This is a genomic window from Halanaerocella petrolearia, from assembly GCF_054657875.1.
In genome coordinates this window covers 1,080,471-1,098,219 of the sequence record NZ_BAAHXW010000002.1, presented here as the reverse complement: position 1 = coordinate 1,098,219, position 17,749 = coordinate 1,080,471, and the positions used below count along the sequence as shown (strand labels likewise).

The 17,749-nt window shown below is 32.7% G+C and carries 14 protein-coding genes; all 14 read right to left on the bottom strand.

Translation table 11 applies throughout. The features are described from left to right. Positions 1–8: 8 nt before the first annotated feature. The 14 genes from ACYQ39_RS12845 to ACYQ39_RS12780 all read right to left on the bottom strand — a co-directional run bounded on the left by ACYQ39_RS12845 (position 9) and on the right by ACYQ39_RS12780 (position 17,737). Positions 9–977: a PstS family phosphate ABC transporter substrate-binding protein gene (locus tag ACYQ39_RS12845; protein WP_459843805.1), complete on the bottom strand. Its 969-nt coding sequence runs from the start codon at positions 975–977 to the stop codon at positions 9–11. A 210-nt stretch (positions 978–1,187) separates the two neighbouring features. After that, positions 1,188–2,129: a PstS family phosphate ABC transporter substrate-binding protein gene (locus tag ACYQ39_RS12840; protein ID WP_459843802.1), complete on the bottom strand. Its 942-nt coding sequence runs from the start codon at positions 2,127–2,129 to the stop codon at positions 1,188–1,190. A 137-nt stretch (positions 2,130–2,266) separates the two neighbouring features. After that, positions 2,267–2,971: a glycerophosphodiester phosphodiesterase gene (locus ACYQ39_RS12835; protein WP_459843799.1), complete on the bottom strand. Its 705-nt coding sequence runs from the start codon at positions 2,969–2,971 to the stop codon at positions 2,267–2,269. Between the two features lie 361 nt (positions 2,972–3,332). Next, the gene (locus ACYQ39_RS12830; protein WP_459843796.1) at positions 3,333–5,723 is read right to left on the bottom strand and encodes a heavy metal translocating P-type ATPase; all 2,391 of its coding nucleotides are present in this window, start codon (positions 5,721–5,723) and stop codon (positions 3,333–3,335) included. 254 nt (positions 5,724–5,977) lie between these two features. Continuing rightward, positions 5,978–7,432, bottom strand: a complete 1,455-nt coding sequence (putP, locus tag ACYQ39_RS12825; protein WP_459843793.1) for a sodium/proline symporter PutP — start codon at positions 7,430–7,432, stop codon at positions 5,978–5,980. A gap of 193 nt (positions 7,433–7,625) precedes the next feature. Continuing rightward, entirely contained in the window at positions 7,626–8,360 is a 735-nt protein-coding gene (locus tag ACYQ39_RS12820; RefSeq protein WP_459843790.1) for an amino acid ABC transporter ATP-binding protein, read from the bottom strand. Between the two features lie 10 nt (positions 8,361–8,370). Then, positions 8,371–9,027, bottom strand: a complete 657-nt coding sequence (locus tag ACYQ39_RS12815) for an amino acid ABC transporter permease (RefSeq protein ID WP_459843787.1) — start codon at positions 9,025–9,027, stop codon at positions 8,371–8,373. An 11-nt stretch (positions 9,028–9,038) separates the two neighbouring features. Next, the gene (locus ACYQ39_RS12810; protein WP_459843784.1) at positions 9,039–9,815 is read right to left on the bottom strand and encodes a transporter substrate-binding domain-containing protein; all 777 of its coding nucleotides are present in this window, start codon (positions 9,813–9,815) and stop codon (positions 9,039–9,041) included. Between the two features lie 139 nt (positions 9,816–9,954). After that, positions 9,955–11,439 carry a glycoside hydrolase family 32 protein gene (locus ACYQ39_RS12805; RefSeq protein ID WP_459843781.1) on the bottom strand — a complete coding sequence of 495 codons (1,485 nt, stop codon included), beginning with the start codon at positions 11,437–11,439 and terminating at the stop codon, positions 9,955–9,957. 307 nt (positions 11,440–11,746) lie between these two features. Further along, positions 11,747–13,114: a sucrose-specific PTS transporter subunit IIBC gene (locus tag ACYQ39_RS12800; RefSeq protein ID WP_459843778.1), complete on the bottom strand. Its 1,368-nt coding sequence runs from the start codon at positions 13,112–13,114 to the stop codon at positions 11,747–11,749. A 367-nt stretch (positions 13,115–13,481) separates the two neighbouring features. Further along, positions 13,482–14,489, bottom strand: coding sequence for a LacI family DNA-binding transcriptional regulator (locus ACYQ39_RS12795; RefSeq protein ID WP_459843776.1), 1,008 nt, complete (start codon positions 14,487–14,489; stop codon positions 13,482–13,484). A gap of 91 nt (positions 14,490–14,580) precedes the next feature. Continuing rightward, positions 14,581–15,531 carry an aminoimidazole riboside kinase gene (locus ACYQ39_RS12790; RefSeq protein ID WP_459843773.1) on the bottom strand — a complete coding sequence of 317 codons (951 nt, stop codon included), beginning with the start codon at positions 15,529–15,531 and terminating at the stop codon, positions 14,581–14,583. A gap of 171 nt (positions 15,532–15,702) precedes the next feature. After that, positions 15,703–17,415, bottom strand: coding sequence for a glycoside hydrolase family 32 protein (locus ACYQ39_RS12785; protein WP_459843771.1), 1,713 nt, complete (start codon positions 17,413–17,415; stop codon positions 15,703–15,705). Next, complete coding sequence (locus ACYQ39_RS12780; RefSeq protein ID WP_459843769.1) at positions 17,372–17,737, bottom strand: hypothetical protein; 366 nt, start codon at positions 17,735–17,737, stop codon at positions 17,372–17,374. The genes ACYQ39_RS12785 and ACYQ39_RS12780 overlap by 44 nt, the downstream gene beginning before the upstream one ends. Between the last annotated feature and the right edge of the window lie 12 nt (positions 17,738–17,749).

The following is a 17,749-nucleotide window of genomic DNA, read 5'->3' as shown; positions in this document are numbered from 1 at the left end:
CCTAAAGATTATTCAGCTATTTTATTAAGCTTATCAAGTTGAGACTGATATTTCTCTTCAGAAAGTGGTACATATCCTATTTGAGGTACAATCTCTTTAGCATTATTCATATAAAATTCTACAAATTTCTCTACTGCTTTGTTATCCTTTAGAGAATTATTACTTACATAGAAGTATAATCCTCTAGCTAGTGGTTTATATTCTCCAGATCCAATACTTTCCATTGAAGGTTTAACTACTCCATTACCATTGTCAACTGCTACTACATTTAACTTATCTTTATTTTCTAAGTAGTAAGCAAATCCAAAGTAACCCAGAGCATACTTATTACCTTTAATACCTTGTACTAATACATTGTCATTTTCACTTGCTGTATAGTTTGCTCGACTAGCCCCTTCTTCATGATTAATAGCTTCAGTAAAGTAATCGAAAGTACCAGAGTCAGATCCTGGTCCATATAAATCAATCTTCTTATCTGGCCAGCTTGGTCGAATATCACTCCACTTCTCAACATCACTTCCAGGCTCCCAAATCTTACGTAATTCTTCTACAGTCATCTCTTTAGCCCAAGTATTGTCCGGATTAACAACTACAGAGATACCATCATAAGCTACAGTTACTCGAGTAGACTTAATACCATTTTCTCTAGCCAATTTTCTTTCTGAAGGCTTGATTTTACGAGAAGCATCATTAATATCAGTCTCTCCAATAGTATACTTTTCAAATCCTCCACCTGTTCCAGAAACACCAACACTTGCTCTAACTCCTGGATGTTTTTTCATAAATTCCTCAGCAATTGCCTGAGTAACTGGATAAACAGTAGAAGATCCATCAATTACTACTTCTCCTGTTAATTCTTCTTTTTCATCATCTCCACCAAAGATCCACCAAGCTCCTACTTTTCCAGTAGCAGTAAATACTACACCTAAAGTCAGAACCAATACCAATGATAAAGCTAATGTCTTTTTGTTAAACATTTAATCTGCCTCCTCTTATTGGTTTATTTCAGGGAATAATAAATATATGTAGTCCCTGTCTCTTTCCCTCTCTCTTATCTTGCATTTACAGTATAACACCCCTTTTTTACAAACAAATTAAATCAATGTTAACATTTTGTTAAAACTAATATCTTTTTAATAAAAATAAAGCGCCTGCCAATAGGCAGACGCTTTAAATAGATCTATAGATTACTTTATTGCTTTATTAAACTTATCTAGCTGAGTTTGATATTTCTCTTGAGAAAGAGGTACATATCCTACTTGAGGTACAATATCTCTAGCATTATTCATATAAAACTCTACAAACTTCTCTACTGCTTCTTTATCTTTTAGAGAATTCTTACTTACATAAAAGTATAATCCTCTAGATAATGGTTTATAACTTCCATTTCCAATAGTCTCTACTGTTGGCTGAACAGCTTCTCCATCTCCATCATCAATTGCTACTGTATTTAACTTCTCTTTATTCTCTTTATAATAAGCATATCCTAAGTATCCTAAAGCATATTTATTTCCAGATACACCTTGGATTAGTACATTATCATTTTCACTTGCTGTATAGTCAGCTCGACTAGCTCCTTCTTCATGATTAATAGCTTCAGTAAAGTAATGGAAAGTACCAGAATCAGAACCTGGTGCGTATAAGTCAATCTCTTTATCTGGCCATTCTGGTCGAATGTCACTCCACTTCTTAACATTACTTCCTGGCTTCCAAATCTTATTTAACTCTTCTACTGTCATGCTTTTGGCCCAATCATTATCTGGATGTATAATTATAGAAATCCCATCATAAGCTACAGTTGCTCTCATAGTTTCAATGCCATTCTCCTGGGCTAATTCTCTTTCTGAATCTTTCATTTTACGAGAAGCATCATTAATATCAATTTCTCCAATAGTATACTTTTCAAATCCTCCACCTGTTCCAGAGACACCAACACTTGCTCTAACTCCTGGATACTCCTTCATAAATTCCTCAGCTACTGCTTGAGTAACTGGATAAACAGTAGAAGATCCATCAATTAACACTTCTCCTGATAGTCCTCCTTCTTGCTGAGCACAACCAGAAAGAAGTAATATACTAACTGCTAAAATTGATACTAAAAATAGAGTTAAATTCTTTCTTGTAAACATTATTATTCCTCCTAAATAATTATTTTATTTCTTAGTATAAAGTGGTTAACTAACATTGTATTTTCCACTAAACCAAAATAATTATAACAATATTTCATTTATGAAGCAACTGAATTAATGTTAACATTCTGTTAAAATTAAGATTTAAATAGATCTGGATCATCAGTTATTATACCATCTACATCCATTTCTTCTAATTGATTAATCTGGCTTTCATCATTAACTGTCCAAGTATTAAGAAAATAACCCTCTTCTTGTATTTTATCTATTAACTCTTTATTGACAACCAAATAATTAGGATGAATCCCATCAGCACTAGCCTCATCAATCACCTTTACTGGATTAACTGGTAAAGCAACTATTAGAATCGCAGTTTTCAAGCTAGAATCAATCTCTTTTAAATATTTTAACAAAGAATGGTTGAAAGAAGAAATTATTACTTCCTCTTTAAAATCTTCTTTTTCTAATATAGTAACTAAATTTTGAATTAATATCTGCTTTTTATCTACTCTAGGCTTAAGTTCAATATTAAGTTTAACTTGTCCATTAACTAATTGAATCACTTCTTGTAAAGTAGGAATTTTTTCATTTTTAAATTCTTTACTAAACCAACTTCCTATATCAAACTTTTTTAACTCTGCTAGAGTCAACTCTTTTATTTGGACATCAACACCAGCAATTCTATTTAAATCATGATCATGAAAAACTACTAATTCCTGATCCTTAGTTAGTTGAATATCTAATTCTATCATATCTACCCCTAAATTTATGGCCTTTCTAAAAGAAACTAAAGTATTCTCGGGGGCCAATGCTGCAGCTCCTCGATGACCGATTTTTAACATAATACTCCTCCTCCCTGCTTATTATTTTACATAAGTGATTTTGAAATACAACTAATTAGAATAACCAAAATCATGAAATTATGGATGCTAACCTGATAGAACCGATATTGCTCAGGCTATGAGGGCAGATATTGTAGAACTAAAGTGGGGTGATTATATGATAATTTAAGTTTAAATTAAATTATTTTAATTTTCGTCATACTTTCGTAAAAAAATAAAGTTATAATATTAGTTGGAATCATCTTCTAGCATAAAATAAGCTTATAAACACACTAACTCTAACTTCTTATAGGTATATAAGAAGAAAAGTTCACTCCATTAATAAAGGGCTATGATACTTAAGTATCATAGCCCTTTAAATTTATACTTTAGCTCTAGTAATTCTCATTGCATTTAATACTGCAAGTAATGCTACACCTACATCTGCAAATACTGCCTCCCACATAGTTGCCATTCCGAAAGCCCCCATTGCAAGCACAACTCCTTTAACAATAAAGGCCAAGGCAATATTCTGCCATACCACATTACGAGTAAACTTAGCTACATTAATTGCGTCAACTAAATTAGATGGTTTATCTTTCATCAAGACAACATCTGCTGCTTCAATTGCTGCATCTGAACCTAATCCTCCCATTGCAACACCAATATCAGATCTAGCCAATACTGGAGCATCATTAATTCCATCTCCTACAAAAATCAACTTATCATTTTCCTCTCGATCTCTAATCAACTCTTCTACTTGTTCTACCTTATCATCTGGTAATAATTCAGCATAATATTTATCTAAATTCAAATCCTCTGCCACACTCTTAGCTACTTGTTCATTATCACCTGTCAACATAACTAATTTCTCAACCCCAAGCTTTCTTAAACCTGTGATTGCTTCTGCAGAATCCTCTTTAATTTTATCTGAAATAAGAATATATCCAATATACTCTCTATCAAAAGCTACATGAATTACTGTCCCAGACTCATCTGTACTAGAATAATCAGTTTCTTCTTTCTCCATTAATTTATAATTACCAGCCAGAATCTCTTTACCATCTACAACTACCTGTAAACCATGACCAGCAATCTCTTGATAACTATCTATATCTTCAGGACTAATCTCTTCACCATCATAAGCCTTTAAAATAGACTCTGCAATAGGATGATTAGAATTAATCTCTGCTTGAGTAGCTAATTTAAGCAATTTTTCTTGAGAATATTCATCTTCTGGTACTAATTTAGCTACTTCAAAGGTTCCTTCTGTTAAAGTACCTGTCTTATCCATAACCACTGTCTTGACACTATTTAGAGCTTCTAAATAATTACCACCTTTAACTAAGACACCTTGTTTAGAGGCCGATCCAATACCACCAAAGAATCCTAAAGGAATAGAAACTACTAAAGCACAAGGGCAAGATACAACTAAAAAGATTAAAGCCCGATAAATCCAATCACTAAAAGTAGCCCCTGAAATAACTAATGGTGGAACTATAGCTAAAGCCAATGCCCCAAAAACTACTACTGGAGTATAATAGCGAGCAAACTTAGTAATAAAGTTCTCGGTTGGTGCTTTCTCACTAGCTGCATTCTCTACTAGATCCAAAATCTTATTTACAGTAGATTCAGCAAAATCAGAAGTAACCTTAATAGTTAATAAACCATCTTGATTAATAAAACCACTTAATACTTCTTCTCCTGACTCAACTTTGCGGGGAACAGATTCTCCTGTCAGAGCAGATGTATCTACCATAGATTCTCCTGCAATAACCTCACCATCTAGAGGAATCTTTTCGCCAGGTTTAACTAAAATTATATCTCCAATTCCAACTTGATCAGGATCAACTTCTTTAACTTGACCATCACTCTTTAAATTAGCATAATCTGGTCTAATATCCATTAATGATTTAATAGAACGTCGAGAACGATTAACAGCAACATCTTGAAATAATTCACCAACCTCATAGAATAACATTACTGCTACCCCTTCAGGAAACTCTTGAATTGCAAAAGCACCAATAGTAGCAATAGTCATTAAGAAATTTTCATCAAAAATCTGTCCTCTAGATATATTCTTAGCCGATTTACTTAACACTTTACCACCAATAGTTAGATACGCAATTCCATACAGGGCCAACTCTCCCCACAAGTTAAGATTCAAAAATAGAGCTGCTATGAAAAAAACCGAACCAATTCCCAACCTAATAAATTCAGACTTCAAACTATCATTATCACCATGAGAATGATCATGGCTGTGACCATCATGAGAACCATGATCTTTAACTTCTTCTCTTATCTCTACATCAGGTTCAATATCCTTAATTAACTTTTTAGACTCTTCTACTACAGAAACTAACTTATTAGAATTATCTACTTTAATCTTCAATTTCTGTGAAGCAAAATTTAAATTAGCCTCACTAACTCCAGCCAATTGATTAATCTGTCCTTCGATCTTAGCTGCACAATCAGCACAACCCAATCCTTCTAGAATTAATGTTTGTTTACTATTACTACTTTCTTTGTTATTTCGACCTTTAAGTTTAGCCTTAACTCCTGGTTCTATTTCATCAACTAGTTTAGCTATTCTATCTGCAAGCTTATCTATATCACCACTAACTTTTACTTCCAAGATCTTCATAGTAAAATTCATCTTACTCTCTTCAACCTCTTCTAATTCACCTACCTGCTTTTCTATCTTACTAGCGCAATTGGCACAATCTAAACCTTCTAGTATAAATTTTTCTTTACTTAAAGCTTTTTCTTCCATTTTGTTACCTCCCTTTAACAAAAGTATGAGCAATCATTCAACTATCTATTAAAAAATATATGATTGTTTGTTCATATTTATTATATGATTCAGATCTTATAATGTCAATAAAAAGAGCAGAATCTTATAGAAGTTAAATTAATACATATAGAAATTACTAACTGTTATAATAAACCCTCTAAAGACAATTAAAAAAGCTACTCATCATAATGATGAGTAGCAAATTAATCCATTAAGTAATAAATAAATCTTTATTATACTCTAGTCTCTACTTCATTAAATCTATCTATTATCTCCTGATTCTCTTCTTCAATAAATACATTCACTCCACAAATAGTCACTACATTACAGATAAATCCAGGTACAATTTCATATAAAGTACTTCCAAATCCTAATTGTTTCCATAAAATTAAAACTATAGTTCCAGTAATCATACCTGCTAATGCTGCCTTCCAACTAGTATTCTTAGAGAAAAGTGCAAATAAAACAATTGGACCAAACGCAGCACCAAAACCACCCCACGCATAAGCAACTAATCCTAAGACAGTATTACTAGGATTTAGTGCTAACCAAAGAGCAATAGCAGAAATAACAAGTACACAGATTCTTCCTACATGCATCATCTCTTGTCGTGAGGCATCTTTATTAATAATCTTTTTATAAAAATCTTCTGTTAAAGCAGAAGAAGATACTAATAGTTGAGAATCAATAGTCGACATAATAGCTGATAGAATAGCTGCTAAAATAATACCCCCAACCCAAGGATTAAATAACTGATCAATCATATAAATAAAGACTTTTTCGTGATTTCCATTAGCTAAACTATCAAACATAGGGATTGAAACTAACCCTACAGCCAATGCTCCTCCTAAAGAGATAAAGACCCAAATAACAGCTATCTTCATTGCCTGTGGTAACTTCTTAACAGATTCAATACTCATAAATCTAGCTAGAATATGTGGTTGTCCAAAGTAACCTAACCCCCAAGCTAAAGATGAAATAATAGCCCAAATAGATAAATCAGCTGGAATTAAATTCATAGAAATTTCTCTCTGTAACATGACTTCTTTAATTGCTCCTACTCCACCAACTGAATTATAGGCTAAGACTGGAACAATAGTGATAGCTAAAAACATCAAAATTCCTTGAAAGAAATCTGTCCAACAGACTGCTAAAAAGCCACCAAGAAAAGTATATAACATAATGACAACTGCTCCAGAGATAACAGCAACTGTATAATCGACTTTAAACATTGATTCAAATAACTTACCTGCTGCAACTAGACCAGATGAAGAATAAATTGTAAAGAAGACTAATGTAATAATTGAACTAATTATTCTAAGTAATCCAGTAGGATCATTAAATCTTTCTTCAAAAAAGGAAGCTAAAGTCATAGCATCAGTCTCCTGAGTATAAACCCTTAATCGTGGCGCTACAAACTTCCAATTAAGCCATGTTCCAATAAAGAGACCAACAGCAATCCAAGCTTCTTTAACTCCACCTAAATAAACAGCACCAGGCAGCCCCATAAGCAACCAACCACTCATATCACTAGCCTGAGCCGATAGAGCTGTTACCCAACTACCTAAACCTCGGCCCCCTAATAGATAATCTTCAACATCAACAGTCTGACGATAAAAATAAAACCCAATTCCTAATAAAAAGATAAAATAGATCACAAAAGTAATTAGTGTCTGCATTTCTACCATTCTTCTCTATTCCTCCCTACTTATGATATTTCTCATAAATTTAACATCTATCAACTTTGATATAATACCATATTCCCATTATTTATTCAAATCAGATTATAATTATTCAATTTTATTACTTTAAATAATAACTTTTCCAGTTAACTTTATATCAAAAAACAAAAAAATGGTAGGTATCCACCTACCATTTAGGCTATCTAATAACTCTGCTTAAGAACTCTTTAGTTCTTTCTTTCTCTGGTTGAGAAAAGATTTGTTCTGGAGAATCAGCTTCAACAACTACTCCTTGATCCATAAATATAATTTGATCAGCTACCTCTCGAGCAAAATCCATCTCGTGAGTTACAACCAACATTGTCATTCCTTCTTGGGCCAACTCTTTAATTACTTTCAATACATCACCAATTAACTCTGGATCTAAAGCAGAAGTTGGCTCATCAAATAACATCAAGTCAGGATTAGTTGCTAAAGCTCTAGCAATTCCTACTCGCTGTTGCTGCCCCCCTGATAGAGAAGCTGGATACTCACCTTCTTTATCAGCCAAACCTACTTTATCCAGTAGATCTTGACCGATTTTAACTGTCTCTTCTTTTGACTTATTCTGAACTACCAATAAAGCCTCAGTTACATTTTCCAAAGCTGTCTTATTCTTAAAAAGATTATAACTTTGAAATACCATTCCTGTTCTTTGACGTAATTGACTAATCTTTTCTTTATCCTGACTACTTAAATCAACTTCTAAATCACCTAATTTAAGCTGGCCTTGGTTAGGAGTTTCTAAATAATTGATACATCTTAATAATGTTGATTTTCCTGAACCACTAGGGCCAACTAAAACAACAACCTCTCCTTCAGCAATCTCTAAGTCAATACCTGTTAGTACCTCTAATTGACCAAAAGACTTATGCAAGTTATCTATTCGTAACATATTATCAACCCTATTCATATGCCTCTTCAAGTTTATTTTCTAATAAGTTTTGAGCTTGATAGATTATAAAGAACAAAATCAAATAAACTACTGCAGCAGTAATATACATCTCTAAATAATTACCATGTAAAGCAGCCAACTTTTTAGTCTTAGCCATAACCTCTTCAATACTAATTACAAAAACTAAAGAAGTATTTTTAATTAGATTAATGAAGGTATTACCTGTTGTTGGTAGAGCAACTACAGCGGCTTGAGGTAATATAATCCGTCTCATTGCCTGCCAATAAGTCATTCCTACTGAGAGAGCTGCTTCAAGTTGGCCCTTATCAATTGACTTAATAGCTCCTCGAAAAACTTCTGATAAATAAGCACCTACATTAATCCCTAAGGCCAAATAAGCTGAGCTAAAAGCACCAAATTCAACTCCAGCTCTAGGTAGACCAAAATAAACAATATAAATCTGGACTAATAGAGGGGTTCCTCGAATAATAAATACATATAGCTCTGATAATTTATCTAGCACTGGAAGATTATACAACCTCATAAGTGCAGTAACCAGCCCTAGTACCAGACCAATAGCCATTGCTACTAGAGCAATTTTCAATGTTACTAACCCCAAAGGTAAAACAAAAGGTAGTTTATCTATTATTACTTCTAAATTTATCATCTTTATCCCCTTTACTTACTAACGTCAACTCCAAACCACTTCATAGAAATCTCTTTTAATGTCCCATCTTCTTTCATTTGACCTAAAGCTTTATTTACTTTATTTAATAGCTTATTATTACCTTTACGTAATACAATACCATTGACTACCTTCTTTACAGGTTCTCCTGCTAACTTTAGATCCAAACCAGTCTTTTTAATATTAATTCCAGCTACCAATTTATCATTTAAAGCAGCATCAATTCTACCAATTGATAGATCATTTAAAGTATCTAATAAAACCTCATAAGTTTTGACTTCAATTTCATTATTTTTATCAAATGATTTAACAATCTGTTCATAGTTACTACCTAACCCTACTCCTACCTTCTTTCCTTTTAAATCCTCTAGTGAATCAATATTATCCTGACCTTTCTTAACAATTAATTGAGCTCCTGAATATACATATGGTTCAGTAAAAGCATACTTTTCTTTACGCTTTGGAGTTATAGCTACTTGATTTACAATCATATCAAACTTTCTAGCCTCTAATGCTCCAAACATTCCCGACCACTTAGTAGGTACAAACTCAATTTGATATCCAATTCTTTTAGCAATCTCTTTTGCTACTTCTACATCATAACCTTTTAACTGACCATCTTCTGTTTCAAAATTAAATGGTGGATACGTACCTTCTAAACCTACTTCTAATACCTTTTTATCAGTAGTTGTTTCTTGATTGCTAGTACAACCTACAATTAAACCTCCAACTAATATTGTAATAATTAATATGAAACCTAATTTCTTCATTTTTCCATCCTCCAATCTGTATAATCCTTATCAGTTTTGTTGGTTTTATTATATAGAGAAAATAAAATAAAATCAAGTAAGTTAATAAAATTTTTATTAGAAAGTAATAAGGCTTGCCCAATTAGCAAGCCTTTAATAATTACTTAAGATTCCATTTCTCAACTTTTTTAAGATTAACTTTGCCATCTTGAGCAAAGAATTTAATTTCTTGACTATCTTTATCTGGATAAATCCGACTACTGAATACCTCTTCTCCACCATTAACAAATAACTCTAAAGAAGAAGTATCAAGAAATAGATGTAGTTTAACTGCACCATCATTCTCTAATAAACAACGTCTAATACCTTTCCCACCTTGACCAGATTTATTTCTATTAAGTGATAACTTCTGATTATTAGTATTATATTTAATTACAGTCTCTTCACTACCATCTTCAGCAGATCTAACCTTTAACCCAAACTCATGTGCATCTTCTATATCAAACTCAGCAATTAACTCAACTACATCTCCAGAAATACCTTCTAGAGCTAACTCTTCATCATTAATCTCAACCTCTTGATACTCTACTCTTTCTTGACGTAACTCCTTTAGCTCTGGAACTGGCTTTTGAATCAACTTATCATCTTCTCCTAACTCTAATACTCTAGGTAATGTCATTGCATGAATCCAACCATTCTCTCTCTCAGCATATTTTTCATCTTCCTCTGGCAGCCCCATCCAAGCAACCATAATTCTTCGCCCTTGTTGGTCTAAGGTAGTCTGAGCAGCATAAAAATCAAATCCCCTATCTAATTCAGTAAACTCTCCGTGATCAAACTCTCCTGTTTCATAATCTAGTTTACCAACTAAATAACCAGCTTGATAGATATTATTATACAGATCCCCTTCTGGTTCTAATCCTTGTGGCAAAGTAATCAATACCTCTTTATCTCCTAATTCAAACAAATCTGGACACTCCCACATGTAACCAAAATCATCTAAGCCATTTAGATTACTACCTGCAACTTCTCCTACTAAATCCCAGTCTTTTAAATCTGATGATTTATATAATAATACCCTACCTTCTTCTTTAACAGTTTGAGCACCAATTACCATATACCATACATCATCTTTCTTCCAGACCTTTGGATCTCTAAAGTGGGCTGTATAACCTTCCGGTTGACTATTAATTACTGGATTATCTTCACTCTTTTTAAAATCAACTCCATCTTCGCTTGTAACTAAACACTGATAAGCACTTCTGACTCCATCATTTTTGACATTACCAGTATACATCAAAGTAAGAATGCCATCATTATCTACTGCACTACCAGAATAACAACCATGAGTCTCATACCACTTATTAGGAGTTAAGGCAATAGACTGCTCTTCCCAATCAATTAAGTTTTGGCTTGTATAATGTCCCCAATATTTCAATCCACTCTCTGGACCACAAGGATGAAATTGATAAAATAAATGATAAGCCCCATCAAACTGAATAAAACCATTTGGATCATTTAACCAACCAGCTGGTGGCATAACATGATACTGTAATCTATAATAATCATTTTCTACCTTTTCTTTTACTTCTTCAATAGATTGATAAGCTTTATCTAACAATTCTTTCTTCTTTTCTTGACTCATTATAATCCCTCCAGTCTTAATTATCCATAATATAAATATGTCACTAAAAGTGACACTAGTCGTGTGTCTTGAGCTGTGTGCTATGAGCTAATTCAAAATCTAACTCACTATGAATCCTATATTCTAAGGTTTTATATTAATGATTTTGACTTTGATTTAGCTCACCTTACGAGTTTCATAGAAACTCTTCGTGATAAAGACCATCTACTCACAGCAGATAGGTAACACACTATATCAACAATCCTTCAATATATACAGTAAAAAAGGGAGGTCTCCCCCCCTTCTTTAAGACTTTCATATTCGGTTATTATTTTTCCTCAAAACCTATCATCCAAGTAGCTGCAAATGCACCACCAAATGCTATTAATAGTCCAATAACATAATTAACTATATCTCCAGAAGCTGCAATACTAATTGCTGGAAGTCCAGTCAATCCTAATCCAGTAAAGCCTACATTAGTAGCTACCACATAGACCCCACCTAAAGCACCACCAATGGCACCACCAATAAATGGTTTCATTAACCTTAGGTTAACACCAAAAATAGCAGCCTCAGTAATTCCTAATAAACAAGATGTTGCCGCAGGTAATGAAATCTGTTTCATATTATTATTTTCTGTCATAAAGTAAACAGCAAAAGCTGCACCACCTTGAGCAACATTAGCCATAGACCAAATTGGTAGCAAAAAGTTAACTCCAATATCTGGATTAGATAATAATCCTGCCTCAATAGCATGGAAACTATGGTGAATTCCTGTTACAACAATTGAAGAATAAGCACCACCAAAAATCAATCCTGCTAATGGGCCAGCAGTATCATAAATAGCTTGCAATCCAAATGAAATTCCATCTCCAATCAATCTAGCAAATGGGCCAATAACAACAAGAGAAATAAATCCGGTACTTAAAATAGTCAAAAATGGAGTTACGATTATATCTAAAATATCAGGTACGACTTTCTTCAAGCCATTATGAATATACTTCATAATCCAAACGGCTAATAAGATTGGTAATACTGTACCCTGATAACCTACCATTCCAATTTCTAAACCATACAAGTTAATTGTCTTTTCTATACCTTCTCCAATTGTCCAAGCATTCTGTAAAGCGGGGTGAATCATAATTCCACCAAGAACAGAAGCTAAATATGGATTAGTATCAAGTTCTTTAGCTGCACTAAAAGCAACTATAACTGGTAAGAAAATAAAAGCTGCATTAGAGAACATATTTAGTAACTTAAAAGCAGCACTATCTCCACCAACAACTCCATAAGCCTTAAGCATTCCTAAAACTCCCATTAAAACTCCACTAGCTACAATAGCCGGAATAATAGGAACAAATATATTAGATAACATCCTAGCAAAACGTTGGAATGGATTTAAATTCTTCATTGCTTCTTTTTTAGCTTCACCTTTACTTACTTCTGAAACATTACCAGCTTCAGTAAACTCTTTATAAACCTTATCAACTGTCCCCTGACCAATAATAATCTGAAACTGGCCAGAGTTTACAAATGCTCCCTTAACTCCATCAATATTTTCAACTGCTTCCTTGTCAGCTTTATCATTATCTTTAAGAACTAACCGAAGTCTAGTTGCACAATGAGCTGCACTATCTAGATTTTCTTTGCCACCAATTGCTTTAATAATCTCTGTGGCTACTTTTTTGTAATCCATTTTCTCTCCTCCTTATTTTTATTTCTTAATTATCCTACCTCAAAGAACACCTTATAAAGAGGAGCTTATGTAATTATTGTATATTAAAATATTAATCTAATATCTTATCTCCTCTATTAGTTAATTAACAGCAACCTATCAAGATACACTTGCTTAATCAGCTGATTATTTAATAAATTAATAGTTATAAACTTATTTGAATATATAAACCTATTTTAACTTATTAACTTATGAAAGTTATCTATTTAGGTCTATATAATATCTTATATTGGAATAATATCATTTTGGGAACCTTCCCAAAATATCTATAAGAATTTCCCAAATGAAGTCCATTTGGGAACCTTCCCAACTGTAAAATTATCATAATTTATATATTTATTACACTTTCTCTTTCTATAATATGAGAATCCATAACTAACTTGTTCTTCACTTGTTTATTATTAATGTAATTCAATAAGATTTTAGAGGCTTCTTCTCCTGCTTTTAAATGATCATACCGAACTGTTGTTAACTCTGGAGTAATTAAAGGACTTATATCAGAGTCGCCTATCCCTACTATAGATACATCTTCAGGCACTTGATAACCATTATCTTTAAGACATTTTATAGCACCAATAGCCAACCTATCCGTTGCTGCAAAAATAGCTGTAGGTAATTTTTTGGAATTATTGATTATTTCAAACATTCCGTTATATCCTGACTCCATACTAAAACCATCTTTATACATATATTCCTCTTTTACTTCTAAATTATTTTCTTTTAATACTTCTTCATATCCTTTTTTTCTCAGTTGGCCCACAGCAACATCATATTCTTTAATACCTATATAGCCAATCTCTTTATGCCCTTGGTCTACTAAATATTCTACTATATTCTTTGCTGAAATAAGATCATCATGAATAACACAAGGAAAATCTAAAAGATCAGTAGTGTCCTGACCTAATATTACAACTGGAATATCTATTCTATTCAATGTCTCTATATGCTCTTCTGTAACTTCAGTAGCAAAGAATAAAATTCCTCTTACTCTCTTCTCTTTTAATAACTTAAGATGATTTATTTCCTCTTCAGTGTTTAATCTAGTATTAGTTAATAAAATACTGTATCCATTCTCATGCATTGTATCACTTATGCCTTCTACCGCCGAAGAAAAGGTACTAGTATTTATTCTAGGGAGAATAACTCCTATTGTATTTGTCTTATTTCTTTGTAAATCCTTAGCTATAGAATTAGGAATATATCCTGTCTCATTTATAACCTGTTGAACTTTCTTTCTTGCTTCATCACTTACATGCTCAGAATCATTAATGACTCTCGAAACTGTAGACTTTGAAACATCAGCTAACTTAGCTATTTTTTTTATTGTCATTCCCATATACTATACCCTTTCTTTGGCTTGGTAACGTTCCCAACTCTTTTCTTATAAAAATTATACAAAATTTTGATGGTAAAATCAAGTATTAATTTTATTTATTCTTTACAATATCTTTTACTTCATCTAAAGTAGGTAATGCAGACATAGCTCCCTTTTGCGAAGCAGCCAAAGCCCCAGAAACACTAGCAAACTCTGTTACATAATCTAAAAACTCAGTATCTAACTCAGATAAATCTCTATCCATTTCATTGAGATTATAAAGAATACCAGATACAAAAGCATCACCAGCACCAGTTGTATCAACTGTATCTACTTTCATGGCTGGAACAAATCCTAAATCTCCTTGATAATAATAATAAGCTCCTTTACTACCAAAAGTTACATAAATTAATGAAATATCATACTCTTTCTTTAATTGCTTAACTCCTACTTCTACCTCTTGAGCACCTGTGATAAACTCTAATTCTTCTTCTGAAATCTTAAGAATATCTGTTTCTCCTAACATAGAAATAATACCTTCTTTAGCCTGATCAGCATCATCCCAAAGATTTAAGCGTAGGTTAGGATCATAAGAGATTAACATTCCATTTCTTTTAGCTTCTTTAACAGCATATTTAGTAGCACTACAAGCTGGTTCATTGATTAGAGATATAGAACCAAAGTGTAATATCTTATTCTTAGTAAACAGTTCTTCTTTAATATCTGCTTCATTTAAGAAGGTATCGGCACTAGGATCAATATAAAAACTAAAGCTTCGCTCGCCTGTTTTATCCAAAGTAACAAATACTAACCCTGTTCTAGCTTCATCAGTTAACAACATTCCTCCAGTATTAACACCTTTATCAGCTAAAGTTCTTTGTAAGAAATTACCTAGTACATCATCTCCTACTTTTCCTATAAAGCTAGAGTTGGCCCCTAATCTACTCAATCCTACTGCTACATTAGCTGGAGCTCCCCCAGGATTCTTCTTAAACTCTGTATTATTTTCATCTAAAGGAATAAAGTCAATCAATGCTTCGCCTAAAGTAATAACTCCTCTCATTTCATTTCAACTCCTTACTTAAATTTGATTTAAAATATACAAAGAGTATTAAAATCTTATCAACTTATACTCTTCTTATTTCTTTATTAGATTATATATACATCTCTAAACCTTGTCAAATCTAACTTTATATAATATTTTTTGTAGATTACAAAGTTACTTATATAGACTTTATTTTTTCCAAGCGGATTCTAACTTCCAAATATCAATTGACTTAAGAGTTACACTGCCATTTTCAATAAACAGATCAAGCCCTAAACTCTCTTCCCAGTGCGGATAAATTCTAGCTGATCCAGTTGCTCTTCCATCATTTGCAAAGACCTCAACTGAAGATCTATCTAGGTAAATATGAAACTTTACAGTATTATTATCAATCAATTTCAAATCTGTTTGATAAATACCTCTATTTCCTATACCTGACTTGTTTCTATTGATTATCAACTCTTCTGTTTTTGGATTATAGGCAATAATTGTCTCTTCATTCTCCTGGGGAGATTTACGTAATTCAATACCAAACTTATTAAAGTTGAAAGCATTAATCTTGAATTTAGCCTTTATCTCTAAAGTATCTCCTTTAATATTAGATAGGTAACCAGATTGTTTTGAAGTGATTTTTAGATCTTCAAAATGGTATTTAGGTCTCTTAGTAGCTCGTAGTTGTTTTAATTCTGCTATAGGTTTGCTTCCTAAATCACCATTAGGAAATAAAAATAGTTTACGTGGTAAAGACATTGCACCTAACCAACCACTCTTTTTAGTCAATTTAGCCCCTTCCCAACTATCCATCCAACCAATCATAATTCTTCTTCCTTTTGTATCTTTAAAAGTTTGAGCAGCATAAAAATCTGGACCAAAGTCGACTCTACCACTAGTTTCAGGGATGAATTTATTATTTTTATATTTTCCTACAAAATAAAGTGTAGTCTGCCTATTTCCATTAACAGTCACAAATATAATTGACTTATCCCTTATAGAAAAGAAGTCTGGAGTTATCCATCTACTACTATTAGTTTTATCTTCTTTGAATAATATCCCTAAGTAAGTCCACTCTTTTAAGTTAGGAGAGCTATATAAGTGAAGAATACCTTTATCATTATATCCTGAACCAAGTATCATCTTCCATAATCCATCTTTATCTTTCCAAACATTTGGATCACGAAATTGGGGACTTGCTTTAGCAGGCAACTTATCAATTACTGGATTACCTTTATACTTTTTAAATCTTATACCATCTTGACTAGTGGCTATTGCTTGAGTCTCAGGCATCTTATTAGGATGAGCTCTAGGATCAGTAAATTTGGTGTAGATTAAAGTTAATTCCCCTCTATTATTGACTACACTACCAGAAAAGATCCCACTCATATCTCCCATATTATCAGTCTCTTCTAGAGCTAGGGCAGTCGGTAAGTGTTGCCAATGTACTAGATCTTTACTGACTGCATGGCCCCAGTCAGTTGGCCCCCAAGTTACACTATTGAAACTAGATTGATAAAACAAATGATAATCTCCTTGCCAATGAATTAATCCATTGGGAACATTGATAGCACTTTGAGGAGTAGAAAAATGATATTGTGGTCGATAAGGACCACTATTATATAATTCTTTTATTTTATCTGAACTGAATTCAAAATCAGGTTTAGATAATTTAATAGCTGTCAAATTAGAAACCTTACTCTCTTCTATAGGGACATTAATATTATCAACATTAATGTGTCCCCAGCCACCTTGAGCTCTATCTACTACTTTAATATAACATTCTTCCCCAATATATTCTGATGCATTCCAGTATACTCTTCTATAATCTTCTCTATTTCTCCCTGTAGCTTTAAATAATTCTTTTTTATCTCTTACTCTTACTAAACTTATTAATATCTTTTCCTCCACCTATCAGTAAATCAATCTGACCATTACCTTTAAGAATAAAACTTTGAGATCTTAAAACACCAACTTGATTATCTCCTCCATCAGCATAACCCCATAAATGATATTTATCACTTTGATTAAAAGGACCATCCCATCCCCAACTACTACTATTAGTTACATCACCATCACTAAAAGCATTACCACTAATAACTTTCCAACCAGTTAAATCTCCTGTTTCAAAGTTATGATTTTTAATACCTTCTACTGTATAACTTGCTTGATCAGAATAATTACAACTAACTAAGAGTACTACTATAGAAATTACTACAAATAGACGTTTCATCTTCTGGCCTCC

Coding starts and splice junctions, on each gene's coding strand:
- putP (WP_459843793.1), bottom strand. CDS start 7,432: ATGGTAGAAATGCAGACACTAATTACTTTTGTGATCTATTTTATCTTT.
- ACYQ39_RS12800 (WP_459843778.1), bottom strand. CDS start 13,114: ATGGATTACAAAAAAGTAGCCACAGAGATTATTAAAGCAATTGGTGGC.
- ACYQ39_RS12845 (WP_459843805.1), bottom strand. CDS start 977: ATGTTTAACAAAAAGACATTAGCTTTATCATTGGTATTGGTTCTGACT.
- ACYQ39_RS12790 (WP_459843773.1), bottom strand. CDS start 15,531: ATGAGAGGAGTTATTACTTTAGGCGAAGCATTGATTGACTTTATTCCT.
- ACYQ39_RS12795 (WP_459843776.1), bottom strand. CDS start 14,489: ATGGGAATGACAATAAAAAAAATAGCTAAGTTAGCTGATGTTTCAAAG.
- ACYQ39_RS12820 (WP_459843790.1), bottom strand. CDS start 8,360: ATGTTACGAATAGATAACTTGCATAAGTCTTTTGGTCAATTAGAGGTA.
- ACYQ39_RS12830 (WP_459843796.1), bottom strand. CDS start 5,723: ATGGAAGAAAAAGCTTTAAGTAAAGAAAAATTTATACTAGAAGGTTTA.
- ACYQ39_RS12835 (WP_459843799.1), bottom strand. CDS start 2,971: ATGTTAAAAATCGGTCATCGAGGAGCTGCAGCATTGGCCCCCGAGAAT.
- ACYQ39_RS12810 (WP_459843784.1), bottom strand. CDS start 9,815: ATGAAGAAATTAGGTTTCATATTAATTATTACAATATTAGTTGGAGGT.
- ACYQ39_RS12780 (WP_459843769.1), bottom strand. CDS start 17,737: ATGAAACGTCTATTTGTAGTAATTTCTATAGTAGTACTCTTAGTTAGT.
- ACYQ39_RS12805 (WP_459843781.1), bottom strand. CDS start 11,439: ATGAGTCAAGAAAAGAAGAAAGAATTGTTAGATAAAGCTTATCAATCT.
- ACYQ39_RS12840 (WP_459843802.1), bottom strand. CDS start 2,129: ATGTTTACAAGAAAGAATTTAACTCTATTTTTAGTATCAATTTTAGCA.
- ACYQ39_RS12815 (WP_459843787.1), bottom strand. CDS start 9,027: ATGATAAATTTAGAAGTAATAATAGATAAACTACCTTTTGTTTTACCT.